At 72.8% G+C, this 19,014-nt stretch carries 12 protein-coding genes and 1 pseudogene; 3 read left to right on the forward strand and 10 right to left on the reverse strand.

Going from position 1 to position 19,014, the window contains the following annotated elements:
* Positions 1 to 101, forward strand: a pseudogene (locus tag BM076_RS35845) (IS481 family transposase); the annotation flags it as partial.
* A gap of 564 nt (positions 102 to 665) precedes the next feature.
* Here the strand turns inward: BM076_RS35845 and BM076_RS31055 are convergent.
* The 4 genes from BM076_RS31055 to BM076_RS31070 all read right to left on the reverse strand — a co-directional run bounded on the left by BM076_RS31055 (position 666) and on the right by BM076_RS31070 (position 4,215).
* Positions 666 to 965: a hypothetical protein gene (locus BM076_RS31055; protein ID WP_093717170.1), complete on the reverse strand. Its 300-nt coding sequence runs from the start codon at positions 963 to 965 to the stop codon at positions 666 to 668.
* Positions 966 to 1,009: 44 nt separating this feature from the next.
* The gene (locus BM076_RS31060; protein WP_093717080.1) at positions 1,010 to 1,372 is read right to left on the reverse strand and encodes a WhiB family transcriptional regulator; all 363 of its coding nucleotides are present in this window, start codon (positions 1,370 to 1,372) and stop codon (positions 1,010 to 1,012) included.
* A gap of 155 nt (positions 1,373 to 1,527) precedes the next feature.
* A complete protein-coding gene (locus BM076_RS31065; RefSeq protein WP_093717081.1) occupies positions 1,528 to 1,878 on the reverse strand; it encodes a hypothetical protein in 351 nt (116 codons plus the stop codon).
* A 135-nt stretch (positions 1,879 to 2,013) separates the two neighbouring features.
* On the reverse strand, positions 2,014 to 4,215 hold the full coding sequence (locus BM076_RS31070; protein WP_245796563.1) for an ATP-dependent DNA helicase UvrD2: 2,202 nt from the start codon (positions 4,213 to 4,215) through the stop codon (positions 2,014 to 2,016).
* A 146-nt stretch (positions 4,216 to 4,361) separates the two neighbouring features.
* On the opposite strand from BM076_RS31070, the gene BM076_RS31075 reads away from it, so the two are divergent.
* Complete coding sequence (locus BM076_RS31075; protein ID WP_093717083.1) at positions 4,362 to 4,604, forward strand: mycoredoxin; 243 nt, start codon at positions 4,362 to 4,364, stop codon at positions 4,602 to 4,604.
* Positions 4,605 to 4,696: 92 nt separating this feature from the next.
* Here BM076_RS31075 and nudC read toward each other — a convergent pair whose 3' ends face one another.
* The 4 genes from nudC to BM076_RS31095 form a co-directional block, all read right to left on the reverse strand.
* Positions 4,697 to 5,632, reverse strand: a complete 936-nt coding sequence (gene nudC, locus BM076_RS31080; protein ID WP_245796564.1) for an NAD(+) diphosphatase — start codon at positions 5,630 to 5,632, stop codon at positions 4,697 to 4,699.
* Positions 5,633 to 5,728: 96 nt separating this feature from the next.
* A complete protein-coding gene (locus BM076_RS31085) occupies positions 5,729 to 9,211 on the reverse strand; it encodes an ATP-dependent DNA helicase (RefSeq protein WP_093717084.1) in 3,483 nt (1,160 codons plus the stop codon).
* Between the two features lie 117 nt (positions 9,212 to 9,328).
* Entirely contained in the window at positions 9,329 to 12,781 is a 3,453-nt protein-coding gene (locus BM076_RS31090) for an ATP-dependent helicase (protein ID WP_177246696.1), read from the reverse strand.
* Positions 12,782 to 13,065: 284 nt separating this feature from the next.
* Complete coding sequence (locus BM076_RS31095) at positions 13,066 to 13,437, reverse strand: MGMT family protein (RefSeq protein ID WP_093717085.1); 372 nt, start codon at positions 13,435 to 13,437, stop codon at positions 13,066 to 13,068.
* 89 nt (positions 13,438 to 13,526) lie between these two features.
* Between BM076_RS31095 and BM076_RS31100 the strand changes: the two genes are divergently transcribed.
* The gene (locus BM076_RS31100; protein ID WP_245796565.1) at positions 13,527 to 16,439 is read left to right on the forward strand and encodes a lysylphosphatidylglycerol synthase transmembrane domain-containing protein; all 2,913 of its coding nucleotides are present in this window, start codon (positions 13,527 to 13,529) and stop codon (positions 16,437 to 16,439) included.
* Positions 16,440 to 16,555: 116 nt separating this feature from the next.
* Here BM076_RS31100 and BM076_RS31105 read toward each other — a convergent pair whose 3' ends face one another.
* Together BM076_RS31105 and moeZ are read right to left on the reverse strand one after the other, a co-directional pair.
* Positions 16,556 to 17,491 (reverse strand): FG-GAP repeat domain-containing protein, encoded by a 936-nt coding sequence (locus BM076_RS31105; RefSeq protein WP_093717086.1) that lies wholly within the window; start codon positions 17,489 to 17,491, stop codon positions 16,556 to 16,558.
* Between the two features lie 216 nt (positions 17,492 to 17,707).
* Complete coding sequence (gene moeZ, locus BM076_RS31110; protein WP_093717087.1) at positions 17,708 to 18,886, reverse strand: adenylyltransferase/sulfurtransferase MoeZ; 1,179 nt, start codon at positions 18,884 to 18,886, stop codon at positions 17,708 to 17,710.
* Positions 18,887 to 19,014 lie beyond the last annotated feature (128 nt).

Genomic DNA, 19,014 nt, shown 5'->3' on the forward strand with positions numbered 1-19,014 from the left:
CAGACTTCCTCCACACCTACAACCACCACCGCAGCCACACCGCAATCGGAGGCCAGCCCCCGATCACCCGAATCAACAACGCTACGGGTCAATACACCTAGGGCGTGTCCGCAATGTCGCGGCGTCCGCCCGCAGGGCGGGGCCGGCGGTGTCTGGTGCGTGCGATCGCAAGGCGGAGGGTCGTCCTCGTAGTGGGCCTACTCGGACGAGCCCGACAACGCAGCGAGCGTGCGTGCCAGGCGCCGCCGGCCAGGCGCGACATTGCGGACACGCCCTAGGGCGGCGTGCGGTCGCCCGTTGTTACCACCAGGCGGAGTCGAGGCGGCCTTCGATACTGCGGAGGTGCTGACGGGCGCAGGTCACGCAGAAGTACACGCGCTGGCCGTTCTCGACGGAGCAGGTCCACGTCAGGGGAAGACCCTCGTGGGTCTCGCCGCAGCGGGCACACGTGGTCATGGTCGAGGGCGTGGCCCGGGAGTTCTTCTGATCCACTGGTTGACGATACCTCTGCATGTGCCGCGTTTGTCGTCATAACGCACCGCGGGGCCGGTCGATGTCGACCGGCCCCGCGTCAGTTGTCGGTTACTGCCTGTACTGCCTGCACGGATACTGCGTGGTTCCCTGCGGGGAACCGTGTGCCGCGACGTGCGCCGCGAGCTGTGCTGTTACTGCATGACCGCCATGGCCAGCGCCCGGCGGGCGCGCAGCGAGGCGCGTTCGGCACGGCGCTGCAGCCGGCGGGCGGCGAGCAGGCGCACGGACCTTCGTTCGTGTTCGGCCTCGTAGAGGCGCTGTTGCATATGGGCACGAGCCAGTGCTTCTGGCATGAGTTGCATCTCGAGGTTCCTGTTCTGGTGCGACGCGAAGTCGTCGGATGTACGTGCGGGGATTTCGCTGAGTGTGGGATTCATCGGGGCCTGATTCCGGGGGTCGAGCGTGAGTGGGTTGTCGATGGTGCCGGGCATGAGCGGGGTTCTGACGTTCCTGACCGGACGGGTCCTCCTGGCGGTCATACCGCGACCGCGTCCTTGCGCGGACGGCCACGGGGCCGCTTGCGGGGGACGACCACACCCTGGATGAACAGCTCGCCGCCCCAGACACCCCAGGGCTCACGGCGGTCCTTGGCACCGGCGAGGCAGGCCTCGCGGACCGGACAGGTCTGGCAGAGGGACTTGGCGTATTCGACGTCGGCCGGGGACTCGGCGAAGAAGACCTCCGGGTCGTAGGTCCGGCACGGGACGGGCACGCCGAGTCGGTCGATCTCGTCGTCGAGTTCGGTGAGGGGCAGCAAGGGAGTCTCCGGGTCGTGGGCTGCGGGCGGGTGGCTCAGGTCGGGCTGGGGTCCGGACGGTGCGTGCTGGGCGGTAGGCACGGTTGGTTCGTTCCTCGTCTGTCGGTCCGGCCGGTGGGCCGGGTCTTTTTGCTGCCTGTCCTGCGGAACAGGCCGTTTTCCTGGAGGGAAAACAGAAGGGCCGCGGATCCCGGTCTGGGATTCCGCGGCCCTGAAGGTGCCGACCTGATGCTGTATCAGGCTGGATCACTCCAGGGTTCGAGCCCGCGGAAGGCCCACTTGCCGTACTGCTGCGTCTTCTGCTGTCCATTGCCGTTGGCAAAGCCGGCGGCGAGACCATTCGTCGCGACCTTGGCGGTACCAGCGCCGGCGCCGTTGGCCGTCGCCGCGTAGGCAGAGGCATGCGCCTGAGCCTTCGCCGCTACCGCCGCCGCGGGCGCCTGGGTCGGTCGCTCGCTGCGCTCACGGATCGGCAGAACCGGGAGAGCGGCGGAGGACAGACCGGTGGTGCGCAGCGAAATGCCGAGCGGGCAGGTGGCGACGACCGAACGATCGGTCATTTTCACGGTGGTCATGATGCTGATCATTGGGCTCGCCTCCTCTCGGCGTCTCGTGGGGCTGATGGAACGGACTGCAAGTACATCACGTTCCGACCGGGTCTTGGAAGACCCGCTCTCGACCGTGCTCCCGCAGGCTATGGGGACTTCCCGGGGATGCGCAAACTATTTTTCCGCCTCTTCTTCAGATTCTTCGGAAGATCCTTCGAGGGCCTGGTCGGCGCCCGGTTCGAGTCCCGCGCACAGCGCCAGGACGTCCGCACCGAACTTGTCGAGCTTGCGCGCCCCGACCCCGGCGATCTGCGACAGCTCCGCCTCGCCGTCCGGCCGGACCTCGGCGATGGCCAGCAGCGTCTTGTCGGTGAAGACGCAGTAGGCGGGCTGGCCGAGCGCCTTGGCCTGCTCCATCCGCCAGGCGCGCAGCCGCTCGTACAGCGCCTCGTCGAGGTCGGACGGGCAGTCCTCGCAGCGCATCAGTTTGATCTCGCCGGCCTCGGACAGCGTCCGGCCGCAGACCCGGCACAGCACCGGGCCGCGCCGCTTGCGCCCGCCGGAGCCGCGCTCCGCCCCGCCCGCGCCCGCCCCCTGGCCCCGGGCGCCGCGCGGCGCCGAGCCGGGCCGCAGACCGTCGAGGAAGCGGGACGGCTTGCGCCCGCCGCGCCCGCCGGGCGACCGGGACAGCGCCCAGGACAGCGACAGGTGCAGCCGGGCCCTGGTGACGCCGACGTAGAGCAGCCGCCGCTCCTCCTCGACCTGCTCGTCGGTCTTGGCGTACGTGATCGGCAGCGTGCCCTCGGTGAGGCCGACGAGGAAGACCGCGTCCCACTCCAGGCCCTTGGCGGCGTGCAGCGAGCCGAGGGTGACGCCCTCGACGGTCGGGGCGTGCTGGGCGTTGGCCCGCTCGTCCAGCTCGGCGACGAAGTCGGACAGCGTCGCGTCCTGCCGGGCCGCCGCGAAGTCCTCCGCCAGCCGGACCAGCGCGGCCAGCGACTCCCAGCGGTCGCGGACGGCCCCCGAGCCGGACGGCGGTTCCGAGGCCCAGCCGCGGGAGCTGAGCACCGCCCGCACCTGTTCCGGCACGGTCTCGGTCTGGCCCGGGTCGGTGGAGGCGCGGGCGGCGCCGCGCAGCAGCAGCCCCGCCTCGCGCACCTCGGGCCGCTCGAAGAACCGCTCGGCGCCGCGCAGCTGGTACGGCACCCCGGCGTCGGCGAGCGCCTGCTCGTACACCTCGGACTGGGCGTTGATCCGGTAGAGCACCGCGATCTCGCTGGGCCGCACGCCGGCGGCGATCAGGTCCTTGATCCGGCGGGCGGCGCCCTCGGCCTCGGCGGGCTCGTCGGAATACTCGGCGTAGACCGGCTCGGGGCCGCCCTCGCGCTGCGAGACCAGTTCGAGCCGGTGGGCGGCGGCCTGGCCGCGTGCCTGGGCGAGCAGGCCGTTGGCGAGGCCGACGACCTGGGGGGTGGAGCGGTAGTCGCGGACCAGCTTGACGACCGTGGCGTCCGGGTGCCGGGAGCGGAAGCCGAGCAGATAGTCCGGGGTGGCGCCGGTGAAGGAGTAGATCGTCTGCGAGGCGTCGCCGACCACGCACAGGTCGTCCCGGCCGCCGAGCCACAGCTCCAGCAGGCGCTGCTGGAGCGGGCTGACGTCCTGGTACTCGTCCACGACGAAGTGCTGGTACTGCGAGCGGACGGTGTCCGCGACGTCCGGCCGGTCCTGGAGCACGCCGACGGTCAGCAGCAGCACGTCCTCGAAGTCGATCACCCCGCGGTCCCGTTTGAGCTGCTCGTACGTGGTGTAGATCTTCGCCACCTCGGCCGGGTCGCGCGGCACGTCCCGGCGGGTCTTGGCGGCGGCCGTCGCGTACTCCTCCGGCACCGTCTGGGTGACCTTGCACCACTCGATCTCACCGGTGACGTCCCGCAGTTCGTTGCGGTCCAGCCGGATGCGGCAGCGCGCGCCCGCCTCCGCGACGAGCTGCACCTTGCGCTCCAGCAGCCGCGGCATCTCGCCGCCGATCGCCCGCGGCCAGAAGTACTGGAGCTGGCGCAGCGCCGCGGAGTGGAAGGTGCGCGCCTGCACCCCGCCCGCGCCGAGCTGGCGCAGCCGCCCGCGCATCTCGCCGGCCGCGCGCGCGGTGAACGTGACCGCGAGCACGCTCGTCGGCTGGAGGATGCCGGCCCGCACCCCGTAGGCGATCCGGTGGGTGATCGCCCGGGTCTTGCCCGTGCCGGCGCCCGCCAGCACGCACACGGGCCCGTGCAGCGCCGTGGCGACGGCGCGCTGCTCGGGGTCGAGGCCGTCGAGCACCGCGTCCGCGGAGTCGGGAAGCGCGGGGAAGAGCGATTCGTGGGTTGTCGCAGTCACCCCGCCACTCTGCCAGGTCCGGCCGACACCCCGGGAAAGTTGTCCACAGCCCGCCCCGGAATGCCCGTCCCCGGCATGGTGTTCTACTGGCGCGGGACTCCCTCCCAGGATCCCCCCCATCCGCAGGCGACGAGGAGCGAGAAGCGATGTCGGGCACCGTGACCATGTACAGCACCACCTGGTGCGGCTACTGCCGCCGTCTGAAGAGCCAGATGGACCGCGAGGGCATCGCGTACACCGAGATCAACATCGAGGAGGACGCGGAGTCCGCGAAGTTCGTCGAGAAGGCCAACGGCGGCAATCAGACCGTGCCGACCGTCCTGTTCGCCGACGGCTCCACCCTCACCAACCCTTCCCTCGCCCAGGTCAAGCAGAAGATCGGCGCCTGACACATCAATGCCGTGGGCCGGTCACCACTTCACCGTGGTGACCGGCCCGAACCGTCGCAAGAGCCCGGCCGCTGGAAAGACGCCGAAAAGGCTCAGGCGGTGCCCGGTCGCGGCAGGGGCTTGCCGTACCAGAGTTCGATGAGGCGGGCGGCGATGGAGATGCCGAAGGGCGGCAGGACCTCGCCGGACTCGAAGGCGGCGCGCAGGTCGTCGCGGGAGAACCAGCGGGCCTCGTGGATCTCCTCGCCGTCGACGGTGATCTCGGACGAGGTGGCCTGCGCGTTGAAGCCCAGCATCAGGCTGGACGGGAAGGGCCACGGCTGGCTGGCGACGTATTCGACGTCGCCGATGACGACGCCGGCCTCCTCCAGGACCTCGCGGCGCACGGACTGCTCGATCGACTCGCCGGGTTCGACGAACCCGGCGAGCGTGGAGAAGCGGCCCTCCGGCCAGTGCACCTGGCGGCCCAGCAGCGCACGGTCCTTGTCGTCGGTGACCAGCATGATCACGGCCGGGTCGGTGCGCGGGTAGTGCTCGGCGCCGCAGGCGGGGCAGCGGCGGATGTGGCCCGCGGCGGCGATGACGGTGCGTTCGCCGCAGCGGGAGCAGAAGCGGTGCATGCGCTGCCAGTTCTCCAGCGCGACCGCGTGCACCATCAGCCCGGCCTCCAGCGGGGACAGCAGCCCGCCGACCTCGCGCAGCCCCGCGGGCCGCGCCTCCTCGTCCATCCGGCCGGGGAGGGTGTCCTTCTGGAGCGCGAAGTAGCGCACACCGTCGGGGTCGATGCCCAGGAAATAGCGGTGCGTCTCGGTCTCGGGGGCGTCGAAGGCGGGCGTCATCACCAGGGACGTCCGGCCGTCGGGCCCGTCCTCGACCAGCACCTGGCCGCCGGAGACGACGAAGACGCGGGTGCTCGGATGGCTCCAGGCCGCGGCCAGCCACGCCTCGTCCATACGGTGGTGTGCGGCGCGGTCGACGCCCTCGAACGTGAGGGCGAGCGGCTGCGACGTCGCGTCGAATCGGGTCAAGGCTGCATCCCACTCACGGTCGTCGTGCACATACGTTCAGCCTAACGGGAAGGGGTGACACTCCGGTGGCCGGGCGGTGCGGGCCGGGGGCCGTGCCTACGTCCCGGGGCCCAGCAGACGCTCCAGCGCCGCGCGGTCCGGGAGGTCCGCGGGGCGGACGAGGGCGCCGGTACGGATGTGCAGGAAAGCGGCGCTCACGCGGTCCGGGGGCACGCCCGCGTGTTCGGCCCACGCGAGCCGGTAGACCGCGAGCTGGAGCGGATCGGCGTCGGTGGCGCGCCCGGTCTTCCAGTCGAGGATCTCGTACGTGACGCCGTCGCCGTTCACGTCCCCGTCCCCGCTCTCCTCGCGGTACACCGCGTCCATCCGGCCGCGGATCACCCGGCCCGCGAGCACGAGGTGGAAGGGGAATTCGACCCGGTACGGGGTGCGGTCGGCGTACGGCGTACGCAGGAAGGCGTCCTTGAGCGCGGCGAGGTCGTGTTCGTCGGCGATCTCGTCCTCGCCGCCCTCGACGCCGGGCAGTTCCTCGGGGCCGAAGAGCGGGCGCGCGTCGAAACGGGACTCGATCCAGGCGTGGAAGCGGGTGCCGCGCCGCGCGGCGGGCGCCGGGGGCCGGGGCATGGGCCGGGCCAGATCCTTGGCGAGCCCGTCGGGGTCGGCGGCCAGCCGCAGCAGCTGCGTGGCGGTCAGCGCCGGCGGCAGCGGCACCTCCCGTACCCCCGCCCGCGCCCGCCGCAGCTCGTCCGCGAGCGCGCCGAGGTCCCGGTCCCAGGACGCGACCAGCCGCGCCTCCTCGGGCAGCAGCTCCGTATCGGCGTCCGGTACGGGTCCGGGTACGGACCCGGCTCCGGCTTCCGGCTCCGCCGCCTGCTCCGGTACGAGGCCGGGGAGCGCCCCGGCCGGGCGCGCGGTGTCCGGGCGCGCGGTGGGCAGCGTCTCCCAGTCCTCCGGGTCGAAGGGCTCGTCCTCCGCCGAGTCGTACGGCTCGTCCTCGACGGGCTCGAAGGGTTCGAAGGGCTCGCCCTCGGCCGCTTGCCCCTCTGTCACCGAAGCCTCTTCCGAAGCCGGCTCCGCCACGTACGCCAGCACCGTCCGCGCCGCCTGCCGCCGCCGTTCCAGCGCCGCCGGGTCCAGCGGGAGCGGCCAGGGGTGGTCGACGGGGACGGCGAGCGCCGGATTCTCCTCGCCCTCGGCGGGCTCCTCGGTCCAGTGGTCGATCTCGCCGTGCCCGGCCTCGCAGTGCTCGCGCAGCGCGTCGAGGAAGGCCGAGGGGCCGAAGGGCTTCTTCTGGCTCGGCCCCCACCAGTGCCCGGAGCCGAGCAGCAGCGAGCGCGGCCGGGTGAAGGTGACGTAGCCGAGACGGAGTTCCTCGATCCGCTGGTGCTCCTTCATGGCGTCGCGGAAGCCGTCGAGCCCTGCCCGGGTCCATTCGGGCACGTCGGGCAGGGTGCCGGCGTCGCCGCGCAGCCCGTGCGGCAGCACCTTGGCGTTGTTCGGCCACAGCTCGCGCCCGCGCTCGCTCGGGAAGCCCTTGGCGACCAGGCCGGGGACGGCGACGACGTCCCACTCCAGGCCCTTGGATTTGTGGGCGGTGAGCACCTTGACGGTGTTCTCGCCGCCCGGGAGCGAGCTGTCCAGGCCCTTCTCGTACTGGATCGCGGTGTGCAGGAAGCCGAGGAAGGCCAGCAGGGTGGCCTCGCCGTCCAGGGCGGCGAAGCCCGCGGCGATGTCGAGGAAGGCGTGCAGCGTCTCGCGGCGGCGGGCGGCCAGCGCGTGCGGGGACGCGGACAGTTCGACCTCGAGGCCGGTGACGGCCAGGACGCGGTGCAGCACGTCCATCAGCGGGTCGGCGAGCGCCCGCCGCAGATCCCTTATCTCGGCGGCGATCCGCGCGAAGCGCACCCGGGCCTCGGGCGAGAAGGGCAGGTCCGGCTCCGGTTCCTTGTCCGGCGGGTGGAGGAAGGTCTCCAGCGCGTCCGCGAGCGAGATCACCTCGGCCGGGTCGACGCCCTCCACGGCCGCCGCCAGCGGGTCGCGGCCGTCGTCGGCGCCGGGCCCGTAGCGGACGAGCTGCCGGGCGCGGCGGCCGAGCAGGGCCAGGTCGCGGGCGCCGATCCGCCAGCGCGGGCCGGTCAACAGCCGGACCAGGGCGGCGTTGGCGGTCGGGTCGTGCAGCACCTCGCAGACCGCGACCAGGTCGGCGACCTCGGGCAGGTGCAGCAGCCCGGACAGGCCGACGACCTCGACGGGGATGTCGCGGGCCACCAGCGCGGCGTGGATGTCCGCGAAATGCGTGGCCGTACGGCACAGGACGGCGATCTCGCCGGGCGGGGTGCCGGTGCGTACGAGGTGGGCGAGGGTGTCGGCGAGCCAGGTGATCTCGTCGTCCTGGCTGGGCAGCAGGGCGCAGCGCACCTGCCCGTCGCCTTCGGCGCCGGGGGCGGGCCGCAGCGCCTCGACGCCTTCGTGGCGGGCGCGCAGTTCGACGGCGAGAGTGTTGGCGAGGTCGAGCAGCCGGCCGCCGGAGCGGCGGTTCTCGCTGAGCGCGTACCGGTCGGCGGGGCGGCCGTCGGCGTACGCGAAGTGCCGGGGGAAGTCGTCCAGATTCGCGACGGAGGCGCCGCGCCAGCCGTAGATGGCCTGGCAGGGGTCGCCGACCGCGGTCACGGCGTGGCCGGTGCCGTCGCCGAACAGTCCGGCGAGCAGCAGCCGCTGGGCGACGGAGGTGTCCTGGTACTCGTCGAGCAGCACCACCCGGTACTGGTCGCGCAGGATCGCGCCGACCTCGGCGCGGCTCTGCGCGAGGGTCGCGGACAGCGCGATCTGGTCGCCGAAGTCGAGCAGTTCGCGGGAGCGCTTCTCGTCCCGGTAGGCGGCGGCGAGTCCGGCGAGGTCGAGGCGGGCGCGTACGGCCTGCTTGACCTCGCGCGCCCAGGCGTAGCCACGCCGCGCCGGGTCGATGCCGGCCAGCTCCTCGTCGAGCCGGGTGTCGTACGCCGTCAGCCGGCCGACCGGCACCAGGTGCTCGGCCAGCTCGCCCTCCAGTGCCAGCAGGTCGCCGACCAGCGCGGGCAGGCCCTTGGTCAGCGCGGGGAAGGGTCCCGGCGCGGAGCGCAGCACCTTGGCGGCGAGCTGGTAGCGGGTGGCGTCGGCGAGCAGCCGGGCGCCGGGCTCCAGGCCGATCCGCATGCCGTGGTCCTTCAGCAGCTGCCCGGCGAAGGCGTGGTACGTGGAGATCCGCGGGTCGCCGGGCGGGTGTGCCGCGTCGCCCTCGGCGGCCGGATCGGGGTCCGGGTCGGTGATGCCGGCGCGGGCCAGCGCCTTGCCGACGCGTTCGGCCAGCTCGCCGGCGGCTTTGTTGGTGAAGGTCAGCCCGAGGACCTGCTCGGGGGCCACCTGCCCGGTGCCGGTCAGCCACACCACGCGCGCGGCCATCACCGTCGTCTTGCCGGAACCGGCCCCGGCCACGATCACGCCCGGCGCGAGCGGCGCGGTCACGCACGCCATCTGCTCCGGGGTGAACGGGATCCCCAGCAGCTCCTTGAGCTGTTCGGGATCGCTGAGAGGGGCTGCCACCCTGGTGAGGCTAGCCGCCCTGGCCGACACCCGGGACGCCGGAACCTCCCGTTCCGCGACGCGCCGGGTGCTGTACCGCGTGCCGCGCCGTGTGCCGCGCCGTGTGCGGGGAGGGGCTCACTCCACGACCTGCCGCCCCTCCGGGCGGGCCGTACAGGCGCCGCGGAAGGCGCAGTTGGCGCAATGCTGGCCGGTGGAGGGGGTGAAGCGTTCGTCCAGGACGCGGCCCGCGGCCTCGGCCAGCAGCTCCTCGGCCCACGCACCCTCCAGCGCGCCCTGGTGCTGGACGGCGGGCAGCGTGTCGCCGCCGTCGCGGCGGGCGGCGCCCAGGCGCAGCTGGACAAGTTCGGCGCCGCCGGAGGGCGGCCGGGTGTCGTTGAAGAGCGGGTCGACGGCGCCTTCGCGGACGGCGAGCTGGTAGACCGCGAGCTGGGCGTGGTGGGCGACCTCGGCGGCGGTGGGTTTGGCGCGGCCGGTCTTGAAGTCGACGATGTAGGCGTTGCCCTCGGCGTCGGTCTCGACCCGGTCCATACTGCCGCGGATCCGGACCCGGGCGTCGCCCGCCTCCAGGGTGACGTCGAAGCCGTGCTCGGTGGCGACGGGCGTACGGCCGCGCTCCAGGACGTGCCAGCGCAGGAAGCGTTCGAGGACGGCGCGGGCGTTGTCCTTCTCCTGCCGGGACTTCCACGGCGCGTCGAAGGCGAGGGCGTCCCAGACGGAGTCCAGGCGCTCCATGAGCACGTCGAGGTCGGCGGGGGCGCGGCCGGAGGCGACCTCGTCGGCGAGGACGTGCACGACGTTGCCGAAGCCCTGGGCCGCGGTGGACGGCGGCTCCGCCTTGACCTCGCGGCCCAGGAACCATTGCAGGGCGCAGGTGTTGGCGAGCTGGTCGAGGGCGCTGCCGGACAGCACGACCGGCTGGTCACGGTCGCGCACGGGGACGGTGGAACGGGTCGGCTCGTACAGGCCCCACCAGCGGTCGGGGTGCGCGGCCGGGACGAGGGCGTGGCCGTCGTCGTGGAGCGAGGCGAGGGTGGCGAGCCGGCGCGCGGCGGCGTCGCGCAGCGCCGGGGAGGCGGCCGGGTCGACGGTGGTGGCGCGCAGTTCGGCGACGAGCGCGGCGACGGCCAGCGGGCGGCGGGCGCGGTGGGTGACGTCCTGCGGGGCGACGCCGAGTTCGGTGAGCAGGCGGGAGGGCTGGTCGCCGTCGTCGTTGGCCGACTTCACGGCGGTGACCAGCAGGCGTTCACGGGCGCGGGTGGCCGCCACGTAGAACAGCCGGCGCTCCTCGGCGAGCAGCGCGCCCTGGCCGAGCGGCGGGGCGAGGCCGTCGGTGCCGATCCGGTCGGCTTCCAGCAGGGAGCCGCGGCGCCGCAGGTCGGGCCAGACGCCCTCCTGGACGCCCGCCACGACCACCAGCCGCCACTCCAGGCCCTTGGCGCGGTGCGCGGTCATCAGGCGTACGGCGTCGGGGCGTACGGCCGGGCCGCCGAGGGTGTCCGCGGCGATGTCGTGGGCGGACAGCTCCTCGATGAGGTTGAGGGCGCCGCGACCGCCGGTGCGTTCCTCGGCGCGGGCGGCGGTCTCGAACAGCGCGCACACCGCGTCCAGGTCACGGTCGGCGTTGCGGCCCGCCGCGCCGCCGCGCAGCGCCGCCCGCTCCAGCCGGTCCGGCCACGGCGTGCCCTGCCACAGGCCCCACAGGGCGTCCTGCGCGGTGCCGCCGCCCGCCAGCGCGTCCCTGGCCGCCCGCAGCAGCGCCCCCAGCCGCTGCGCGCCCCGCGCGTGCGCCGGATCGTGCGCCGTCAGCCGCTCCGGCTCCCCCACCGCCTCCGCGATCAGCTCGTCCGACCCGCGCGGTACGGCCCGGCCCGCGGCCCGCTCCTCCTCCCGCAACGCCCGCCCCAGCCGCCGCAGATCCGCGGCGTCCATGCCGCCGAGCGGCGACGTGAGCAGCGTGACGGCGTCCTCGACCCCGACGACGACCCGTGGCGCCGTGGCCCCGCCATCGTCTGCGGCGTCCGGCGCGGGAGATTCGGCGTCCTCCGGCGCAGGCGCGACGTCCGTGTCGCCAGGAAGCTCAGGCGCAGCCGATTCCGCAGCCGATTCCGCTGCCAGGCGGAGGGCCAGGAGGAGGGGGGCGACGGCGGGTTCGGCGTGGAGGGGGATGTCGGGGGCGTCGAGGTGGACGGGGACGCCGGCGGTGGTGAGGGCGCGGCGGAGGGCCGGGAGGGGGGCGGCGGCGCGGAGGAGTACGGCCATGTCGTGCCAGGGGACGCCGTCCTCCAGGTGGGCGCGGCGCAGTACGTCGGCGATGCCGTCGAGTTCGGCGCCCGAGGTCGGATACGTACGGACGGCCACGCTGCCGTCGGACCGTACGGCGTGCAGCTCGCGGTGCTTGCGGACGGCCGCGGCGGGCAGCTTCGGCAGCGGCATCCGTGCGGTGAGCCGCCGGGTCGCGTCCAGCAGCCCGGCCCCGGACCGCCGGGAGACGGTGAGCACCTGGACGGGCGCGGCCTTCCGGCCGCGCGGCGGGAAGTCGGTGGGGAAGTCGAGGATGCCGTTGATGTCGGCGCCGCGGAAGGCGTAGATCGACTGGTCGGGGTCGCCGAAGGCGACCAGGGTGCGGCCCTGCCCGGCCAGGGCGCGCAGCAGCCGCACCTGCGCCGGGTCGGTGTCCTGGTACTCGTCGACGTACACCGCGTCGTAGCGCCCGGCCAGCTCCGCGTACACCTCGGGGCGTTCGGCGAGCAGCGCGGCCCGGTGCACGAGTTCGGTGTAGTCGATGACCCCTTGGAGGTCGCTGACCTCCAGGTATTCGTCGAGGAAGGCCGCCGCCGCGATCCAGTCGGGGCGGCCGATCCGGCGCGCGAAGGCGGCGAGCGCGCGTGGGCCGAGCCCCAGTTCGCGGCTGCGCGCCAGCACCGCGCGCACCTCGTCGGCGAAACCGCGGGTGGTACGGGCGGCCTTGAGGTCGGTGGGCCAGTGGAAACGGGCCCGCCCGTCCCGTTCCAGCGCGGCCTCGCCGGCCAGCAGTTCGCGTACCAGCAGGTCCTGCTCCGGGCCGGACAGCAGTCTGACCGGGTCGGCGAACAGGTCGGGCGCCTGGTGCGCGCGGACCAGGGCGTAGCAGAAGGAGTGGAAGGTGGCGGCGTGCGGCGCGACGACCGGCCCCTCCGCACCAGGACCCCCCGCCCCGCCGTCAGTCCCCGGCCCCGCCCCCGGTTCCGCGGCGGCCCGCGCCGCCATCCGGTCGCGCAGTTCGACGGCCGCCTTGCGGCTGAAGGTGAGGACGAGGATGCGGCCGGGGTCGGTACCGCGCCGCACCCGCGCGGTGACCGCCTCGACGAGCGTGGTCGTCTTGCCGGTGCCGGGCCCGGCCAGTACCAGCAGTGGTCCCTCGCGGTGCTCAACCACCGCGCGCTGTGCCGCGTCCAGCACAGGAGGCGCCGCGGCCACCGGCGGCGTCCGCACCAGCCGGTATCCGCCGCCCGCGGCGCGGTGCGTCTGGTGCGGCACGGCCGAGGTGGCGGCGGAGGATGCGGCCGAGGAGAGGGAGGGGGGTGTCACGTGGTTCGCCGGTTCTGTCGGTGCCTGGAGCGGATGCGGTGTCCGGACGCGGTCCGGGGCTCGGGTGCGGTCCGGGACGCGGTTCGGTACGCGGATTCGGTTCGGTACGCGGATTCGATTCGGGACGCGGGTGCGGTTCCGTACGTACGGGTCGGCGCGGCGCGCGGCCCGTCCGTACGGGAGAGGACGACGCTACGCCACGCGCGGGGTGTACTCCGTACGGACGGCGCAAACCCGTACGGCGCCGCCCATGACGGAAGCTGGGGAGCATGACTTCCCGGCCGTCAGCCGTCGCCGCCCTCCGCGGGCCCGGCCGCGCCCCCGTCCCAGCGGGCCCTGCGCATGTCGACGCGCGGTATGTGCCCGTCGGCGGCGGGGCCGCGGACGCGCAGCGGGGTGCCCTCGGCGCGGTAGGCGGCCAGCGCCCGCAGCTCGTGGCCGGGCAGCAGCGTCCCGTCGGAGCGCACGACACGCCACCACGGCACACCGCCGCCGTACAGCGCCATGACTCGGCCGACCTGCCGCGGCCCGCCCTCGCCCAGGTATTCGGCGACGTCCCCGTATGTCATCACGCGTCCCGGCGGGATCAGATCTACGGTGTCCAGCACCCGCTCCGCGTACTCCGTGGGGGCACCGGGGTCGAACTCCTCGCTCATCCGAACAATCCTGCACCAGACCACCGACAACGGGGGGTTACGGTCCCATTCGCAGACCTCTCATGCCACCATCGTCCGGGCGGTGACTGGTGATACGAGATCAAGAAGAAGAGACGGCTGGTGAGCAGCAGCAGGGCGCGGAGCGGGCCGGGGCGGCCGACCGCGCTCCCGGCGCGCTGCCCGCGGGCTCCGAAGCGCTGCCCGCGGTGAGCACTCCCGGAGAGAGTACGTCGGCACGGAGCACGTCCGGAAGAAACGGTTCCGGAAAGGCCACCGGCTCGGGGAAGGCCGCCGACTCCGGAAAAACCGCCGGCTCCGGAAAAGCCACCGGTTCGGAAGCGGCCGCCGGTTCGGAAAAGGCCGCGCCCGCCGCCCCCGGCCGGACCTCCGGTCCCAAACCCGGCACCGTCCTGGTCGACGAACCGCTGCTCGCCGCCCGCGTGCACCGCCCCGCCGACCTGATGCGCTTCCTGTTCGGCCTGCTCGGCATCGCCGTGGTGCTGGCGATCGCGGGCTTCGCGCACGCGACCACGACCGGCCTGGAGACCGACATCTCCAAGGGCGCCGACCACGCGCCGGACGCCCTGTCGTCCTTCGCGGGCCTGACGGCCAGCATCGCCGTCCTGATCGTGCCGGTCGCCTTCGCGATCGAGCGGCTGGTCAAACGGGACGGGCTGCGGATCGCCGACGGCGTGCTGGCCGCCGTCCTCGCGCACGGCACGGCGCTGGCCACCGACTTGTGGGTGACGAGTTCCGCGCCGAATCCGATCCAGGAGGCGCTGACCCACGACGCGCCGGGCGGCACTGGCCTGACCGACCCCGTGCACGGCTATCTCGCGCCCGTCATCGCCTATGTGACGGCGGTCGGCATGGCGCGCAGGCCGCGCTGGCGGGTCGCGCTGTGGTTCGTGCTGCTGCTGGACGCCTTCGCGGTGCTGGTCGGCGGCTACACCACGCCGTTCTCGATCGCGGTGACCGTGCTGATCGGCTGGACGGTCGCCTACGGCACGGTCTACGCGGTCGGCTCGCCGAATGTGCGCCCCACCGGTCAGCACCTGCTCGCCGGGCTGCGCCGGGTCGGTTTCGCGCCGCTGACCGCGCGCCGCGTGGAGCCGGCCGGGCCCGAACCCGCGGACTCCGACCGCGGCCGGGCGTATCTGGTGACGCTGGAGGACGGGCCGCCGCTGGACGTGACGGTCGTCGACCGCGAACAGCAGGCGCACGGCTTCTTCTACCGGCTGTGGCGGCGGCTGGCCCTGGTCGGCGGGATCACCCAGCGGCGCAGCCTGCTCTCGCTGCGGCAGGCGCTGGAGCAGGAGGCGCTGCTGGCGTACGCGGCGATCGCCGCGGGCGCCAACGCGCCGAAGCTGATCGCCACCTCCGAGCTGGGCCCGGACGCGGTGATGCTGGTCTACGAGCACATCGGCGGCCGGCGCTTCGACGCGCTGGACGACGAGGAGATCACCGACGAGCTGCTGCGCGAGGCGTGGACGCAGGTACGGGCGCTCCAGTCGCGGCGGATCGCGCACCGCCGGCTGGTCGGCGACTCGCTGCTGGTGGACGAGGGCCGCCGGGTGTTCCTGACCGAGCTGCGCGGCGGTGAGATCGCGGCCGGCGACATCGTGCTGCGGATGGACATCGCGCAGATGCTCACCACGCTGGCGCTGCGGGTCGGCCCGGAGCGCGCGGTGGCCTCCGCGCTGGCCGTCCTCGGCCCCGACTCGGTCGCGGACTCGCTGCCGCTGCTCCAGCCGATCGCGCTGAGCCGGGACACCCGCGCGCAGCTCAAGGCGCTGGCGCGGGCCCGCGCGCAGCGGGAGCGGGACGCGGTGCTGGCCGCCGCGGACGCCGAGAAGGAGGCGCGGGTCGCGGAGCGCGCGCACGGCGCGGACTCCGGCCGGCACGGCGCGACCGAGGTCACCGCCGAGTCCAAGTCGGCGTCCAAGGCCGAGCGCAAGGCGGAGAAGCGGGCCATAGAGGACGCCCTGGAGGAGGCCCGCGAGGAGGATCTGCTCGCCCGGATCCGGCAGCAGGTGCTGCTGATCCGGCCGCAGGCGCCGGTCGAGCCGGTCCGCCTGGAGCGGATCAAGCCGCGCACCCTGATCACGGTGATCGCGGGCGCCTTCGCCGCGTATTTCCTGCTGTCCCAGCTGAGTTCCGTGCCGATCGGCGACGCGATCGCCAACGCCGACTGGCGCTGGGCGGTGGTCGCGGTCCTCGGGTCCGCGGCCAGTTACGTCGCCGCCGCGTGCGCGCTGGCCGGTTTCGTGCCCGAGCGGCTGTCGCTGGTGAGGACGGTGCTGGCGCAGGTCGCCGGGTCGTTCGTGAAGCTGGTGGCGCCGGCGGCCGTCGGCGGTGTCGCGCTCAACACCCGCTACCTGCAGAAGGCGGGCGTCCGGCCGGGCCTGGCGGTGGCGAGCGTCGGCGCCTCCCAACTGGTGGGCCTGGGCGCGCATGTGATGCTGCTGATGACCTTCGGCTTCATCACCGGTACGGAGAAGACGCCGTCGCTGTCGCCGTCCCGTACGGTGATGGCCGGACTGCTGACCGCGGGCGTGCTGGTGCTGGTGGTCACCGCGGTGCCGGCGCTGCGGAAGTTCGTCTCGACCCGGGTCCGCGCGCTGTTCGCCGGTGTGGTGCCGCGCATGCTGGACGTCCTCCAGCGGCCCGCGAAGCTGCTCACCGGCATCGGCGGCACCCTGATGCTGACGGTGACCTTCGTGGTCTGCCTGGACGGCTGTGTGCGCGCCTTCGGCGGGCACCTGAGCTACGCGGCGATCGCCGTGGTGTTCCTCGCGGGCAACGCGCTGGGGTCCGCGGCGCCGACCCCGGGCGGTGTCGGCGCGGTCGAACTCGCCCTGACCGGTGGTCTGATCGCGGCCGGCCTGCCGAAGGAGGTCGCGACCCCCGCGGTGCTCTTCTTCCGGCTGCTGACCTTCTGGCTGCCGGTGCTGCCGGGCTGGATCTCCTTCACCCACCTGACGCGCAAGGGCGAGCTGTAGCACCCGCCGTACGGCCCCGGAAACGATCACGACAACGGCGAAGGCCCGCCGTACGGAGCGGACTCCGTACGGCGGGCCTTCGGGGCACCGTCCCGCGGGTGGCGGGAACGGGCCTTCTAGAACAGGTAGTTGTACGTGTTCCAGCCGGGGCCGATCTTCACGCGCGACGCGTACGGGCCGCTGGCGTTGCCGGTGCCCTTGTACAGCCACAGGTTGCCGGAACCGTCACGGGCGATCAGGTCGTTGCGGCCGTCCTCGCTCGTGTCGCCCAGGCCGAGGATCTTGTTGTACGTGTTCCAGCCGGGGCCGATCTTGGTGCGCTTCGCGAACGGCGCGTCCGCGTTGCCGGTGCCCTTGTACAGCCACAGCACACCGGAGCCGTCGCGCGCGACGATGTCCGGCTTGCCGTCACCGGTGAGGTCGCCGCGGCCGGCGATCTGGCTGTAGATGTTCCAGCCGGGGCCGACCTTGCGCTTCGTGGTGAAGGTGCCGTTGCCGTAGGACAGGTACAGCCACAGGTTGCCGGAGCCGTCCCGGGCGAGCAGGTCCGGGTTGGCGGCGCCGCCGAGGTTGCCCGGCGTGACGAACGTGTTGTACACGTTCCATCCGGTGCCGATGACCTTGCCCTCGTCGGGCGTGGACGAGGTGAAGATGCGCAGGGTGCTGCCGAACAGCGCGTAGACGTTCACGTCCGCGTCGTCGTTGGAGTTGTTCTTGAAGAACGCCTTGGCGCTCCCCATGCCGTAGCCGGACAGGTGCCGGGCACCGAAGCCGTTGGCCTTGATGTCGTAGCTGTAGATGTTGCCCTTGGAGTCACGGCCGTCGATGCCGAACGTCCAGACCTTGTCCTGCGCGGCGTTCGTCGAGAACGACGTCAGGTTGTGCGCCGTGGTCTGCTGCGCGGGCTTGACGTCGGTGATCGACGCCGACGGGCCGCCGCTGGCGCTCGCCGCGACCGATGCCCCCAGCACCATGGCGAGCGCGCCCGCCGTCACCGCGGCGGACCTGGCCTTGATGCCACGTCCGGTCCGCCGGGTCTGCTGTGCTTTCACGTAGTGGTCCCCCAATGCGAATGTCCCGAATCCGCCGCGGATCACTCCGCGCGGAAGCCACTGACGCTACCGCCTGCCTCGGACAGTCTCCCCATGGGATCGTCATGGGTCCGTCACAGTTTCGATACCGTTTCCGGACACCGGAGTTCGGCCGGACACGGCTGAGGGCCGGGTGCGCCGCACCCGGCCCTCAGGGCCTCAACTACCGCAATCCGGTCAGTAGATCGGCTTGTCCGGCTCGATCGTGTTGACCCAGCCGATCACGCCGCCGCCGACGTGCACGGCGTCGGAGAAGCCCGCGGACTTCAGGACGGCCAGCACCTCCGCCGAGCGCACACCGGTCTTGCAGTGCAGCACGATCCGCTTGTCCTGCGGGAGGTGCTCCAGCGCGCTGCCCATCAGGAATTCGTTCTTCGGGATCAGCTTCGCGCCGGGGATGGAGACGATCTCGTACTCGTTCGGCTCGCGGACGTCGATGATCTCGATGTTCTCGCCGTCGTCGATCCACTCCTTGAGCTGCTTGGGAGTGATCGTGGAGCCGAGCGCGGCCTCCTGGGCCTCCTCCGACACGACGCCGCAGAACGCCTCGTAGTCGATCAACTCGGTGACCGTCGGGTTCTCGCCGCAGACGGCGCAGTCCGGGTCCTTGCGGACCTTGACGGTGCGGTACGTCATCTCCAGGGCGTCGTAGATCATCAGCCGGCCGAGCAGCGGCTCACCGATGCCGGCGAGCAGCTTGATCGCCTCGTTGACCTGGATGGAGCCGATCGACGCGCACAGCACGCCGAGGACGCCGCCCTCGGCGCAGGACGGGACCATGCCGGGGGGCGGGGGCTCCGGGTACAGGCAGCGGTAGCAGGGGCCGTGCTCGGACCAGAAGACCGACGCCTGGCCGTCGAAGCGGTAGATCGAGCCCCAGACGTAGGGCTTGCCCAGCAGCACGCACGCGTCGTTGACCAGGTACCGGGTCGCGAAGTTGTCGGTGCCGTCGATGATCAGGTCGTACTGGGCGAAGATGTCCATCACATTGTCGGCCTCGAGCCGCTCTTCGTGGAGGACGACCTCGACGTACGGGTTGATGCCCTTGACGGTGTCGCGGGCGGACTCGGCCTTGGAACGGCCGATGTCGGACTGGCTGTGGATGATCTGGCGCTGCAGGTTGGACTCGTCGACCTCGTCGAACTCGACGATGCCGAGCGTGCCCACGCCCGCCGCGGCCAGGTACATCAGGGCCGGCGAGCCGAGGCCGCCGGCGCCGACACACAGCACCTTGGCGTTCTTCAGCCGCTTCTGCCCGTCCATACCCACATCGGGGATGATCAGGTGACGCGAATACCTGCGGACCTCGTCAACGGAGAGCTCGGCGGCCGGCTCGACCAGGGGTGGCAGCGACACAGGGACCTCAGCAATACGGTTGGTCGGTCATCAGTCAGTACGTGCGGTACGTGCTGTCCCTGCAACACTGCCACGCCCCTCTTCATTCCAAGCCACCCGGTCCGAGGGGCGAGACGGATTTCGCTCAC

The organism is Actinacidiphila alni (genome assembly GCF_900112845.1).
Classification (GTDB): Bacteria; Actinomycetota; Actinomycetes; order Streptomycetales; family Streptomycetaceae; genus Actinacidiphila; species Actinacidiphila alni.

Excerpts from the sequence above, each read along its gene's own strand:
- BM076_RS31055 (WP_093717170.1), bottom strand. The coding sequence starts at position 965 with ATGCCCGGCACCATCGACAACCCACTCACGCTCGACCCCCGGAATCAG.
- BM076_RS31065 (WP_093717081.1), bottom strand. The coding sequence starts at position 1,878 with ATGATCAGCATCATGACCACCGTGAAAATGACCGATCGTTCGGTCGTC.
- BM076_RS31075 (WP_093717083.1), top strand. The coding sequence starts at position 4,362 with ATGTCGGGCACCGTGACCATGTACAGCACCACCTGGTGCGGCTACTGC.
- BM076_RS31095 (WP_093717085.1), bottom strand. The coding sequence starts at position 13,437 with ATGAGCGAGGAGTTCGACCCCGGTGCCCCCACGGAGTACGCGGAGCGG.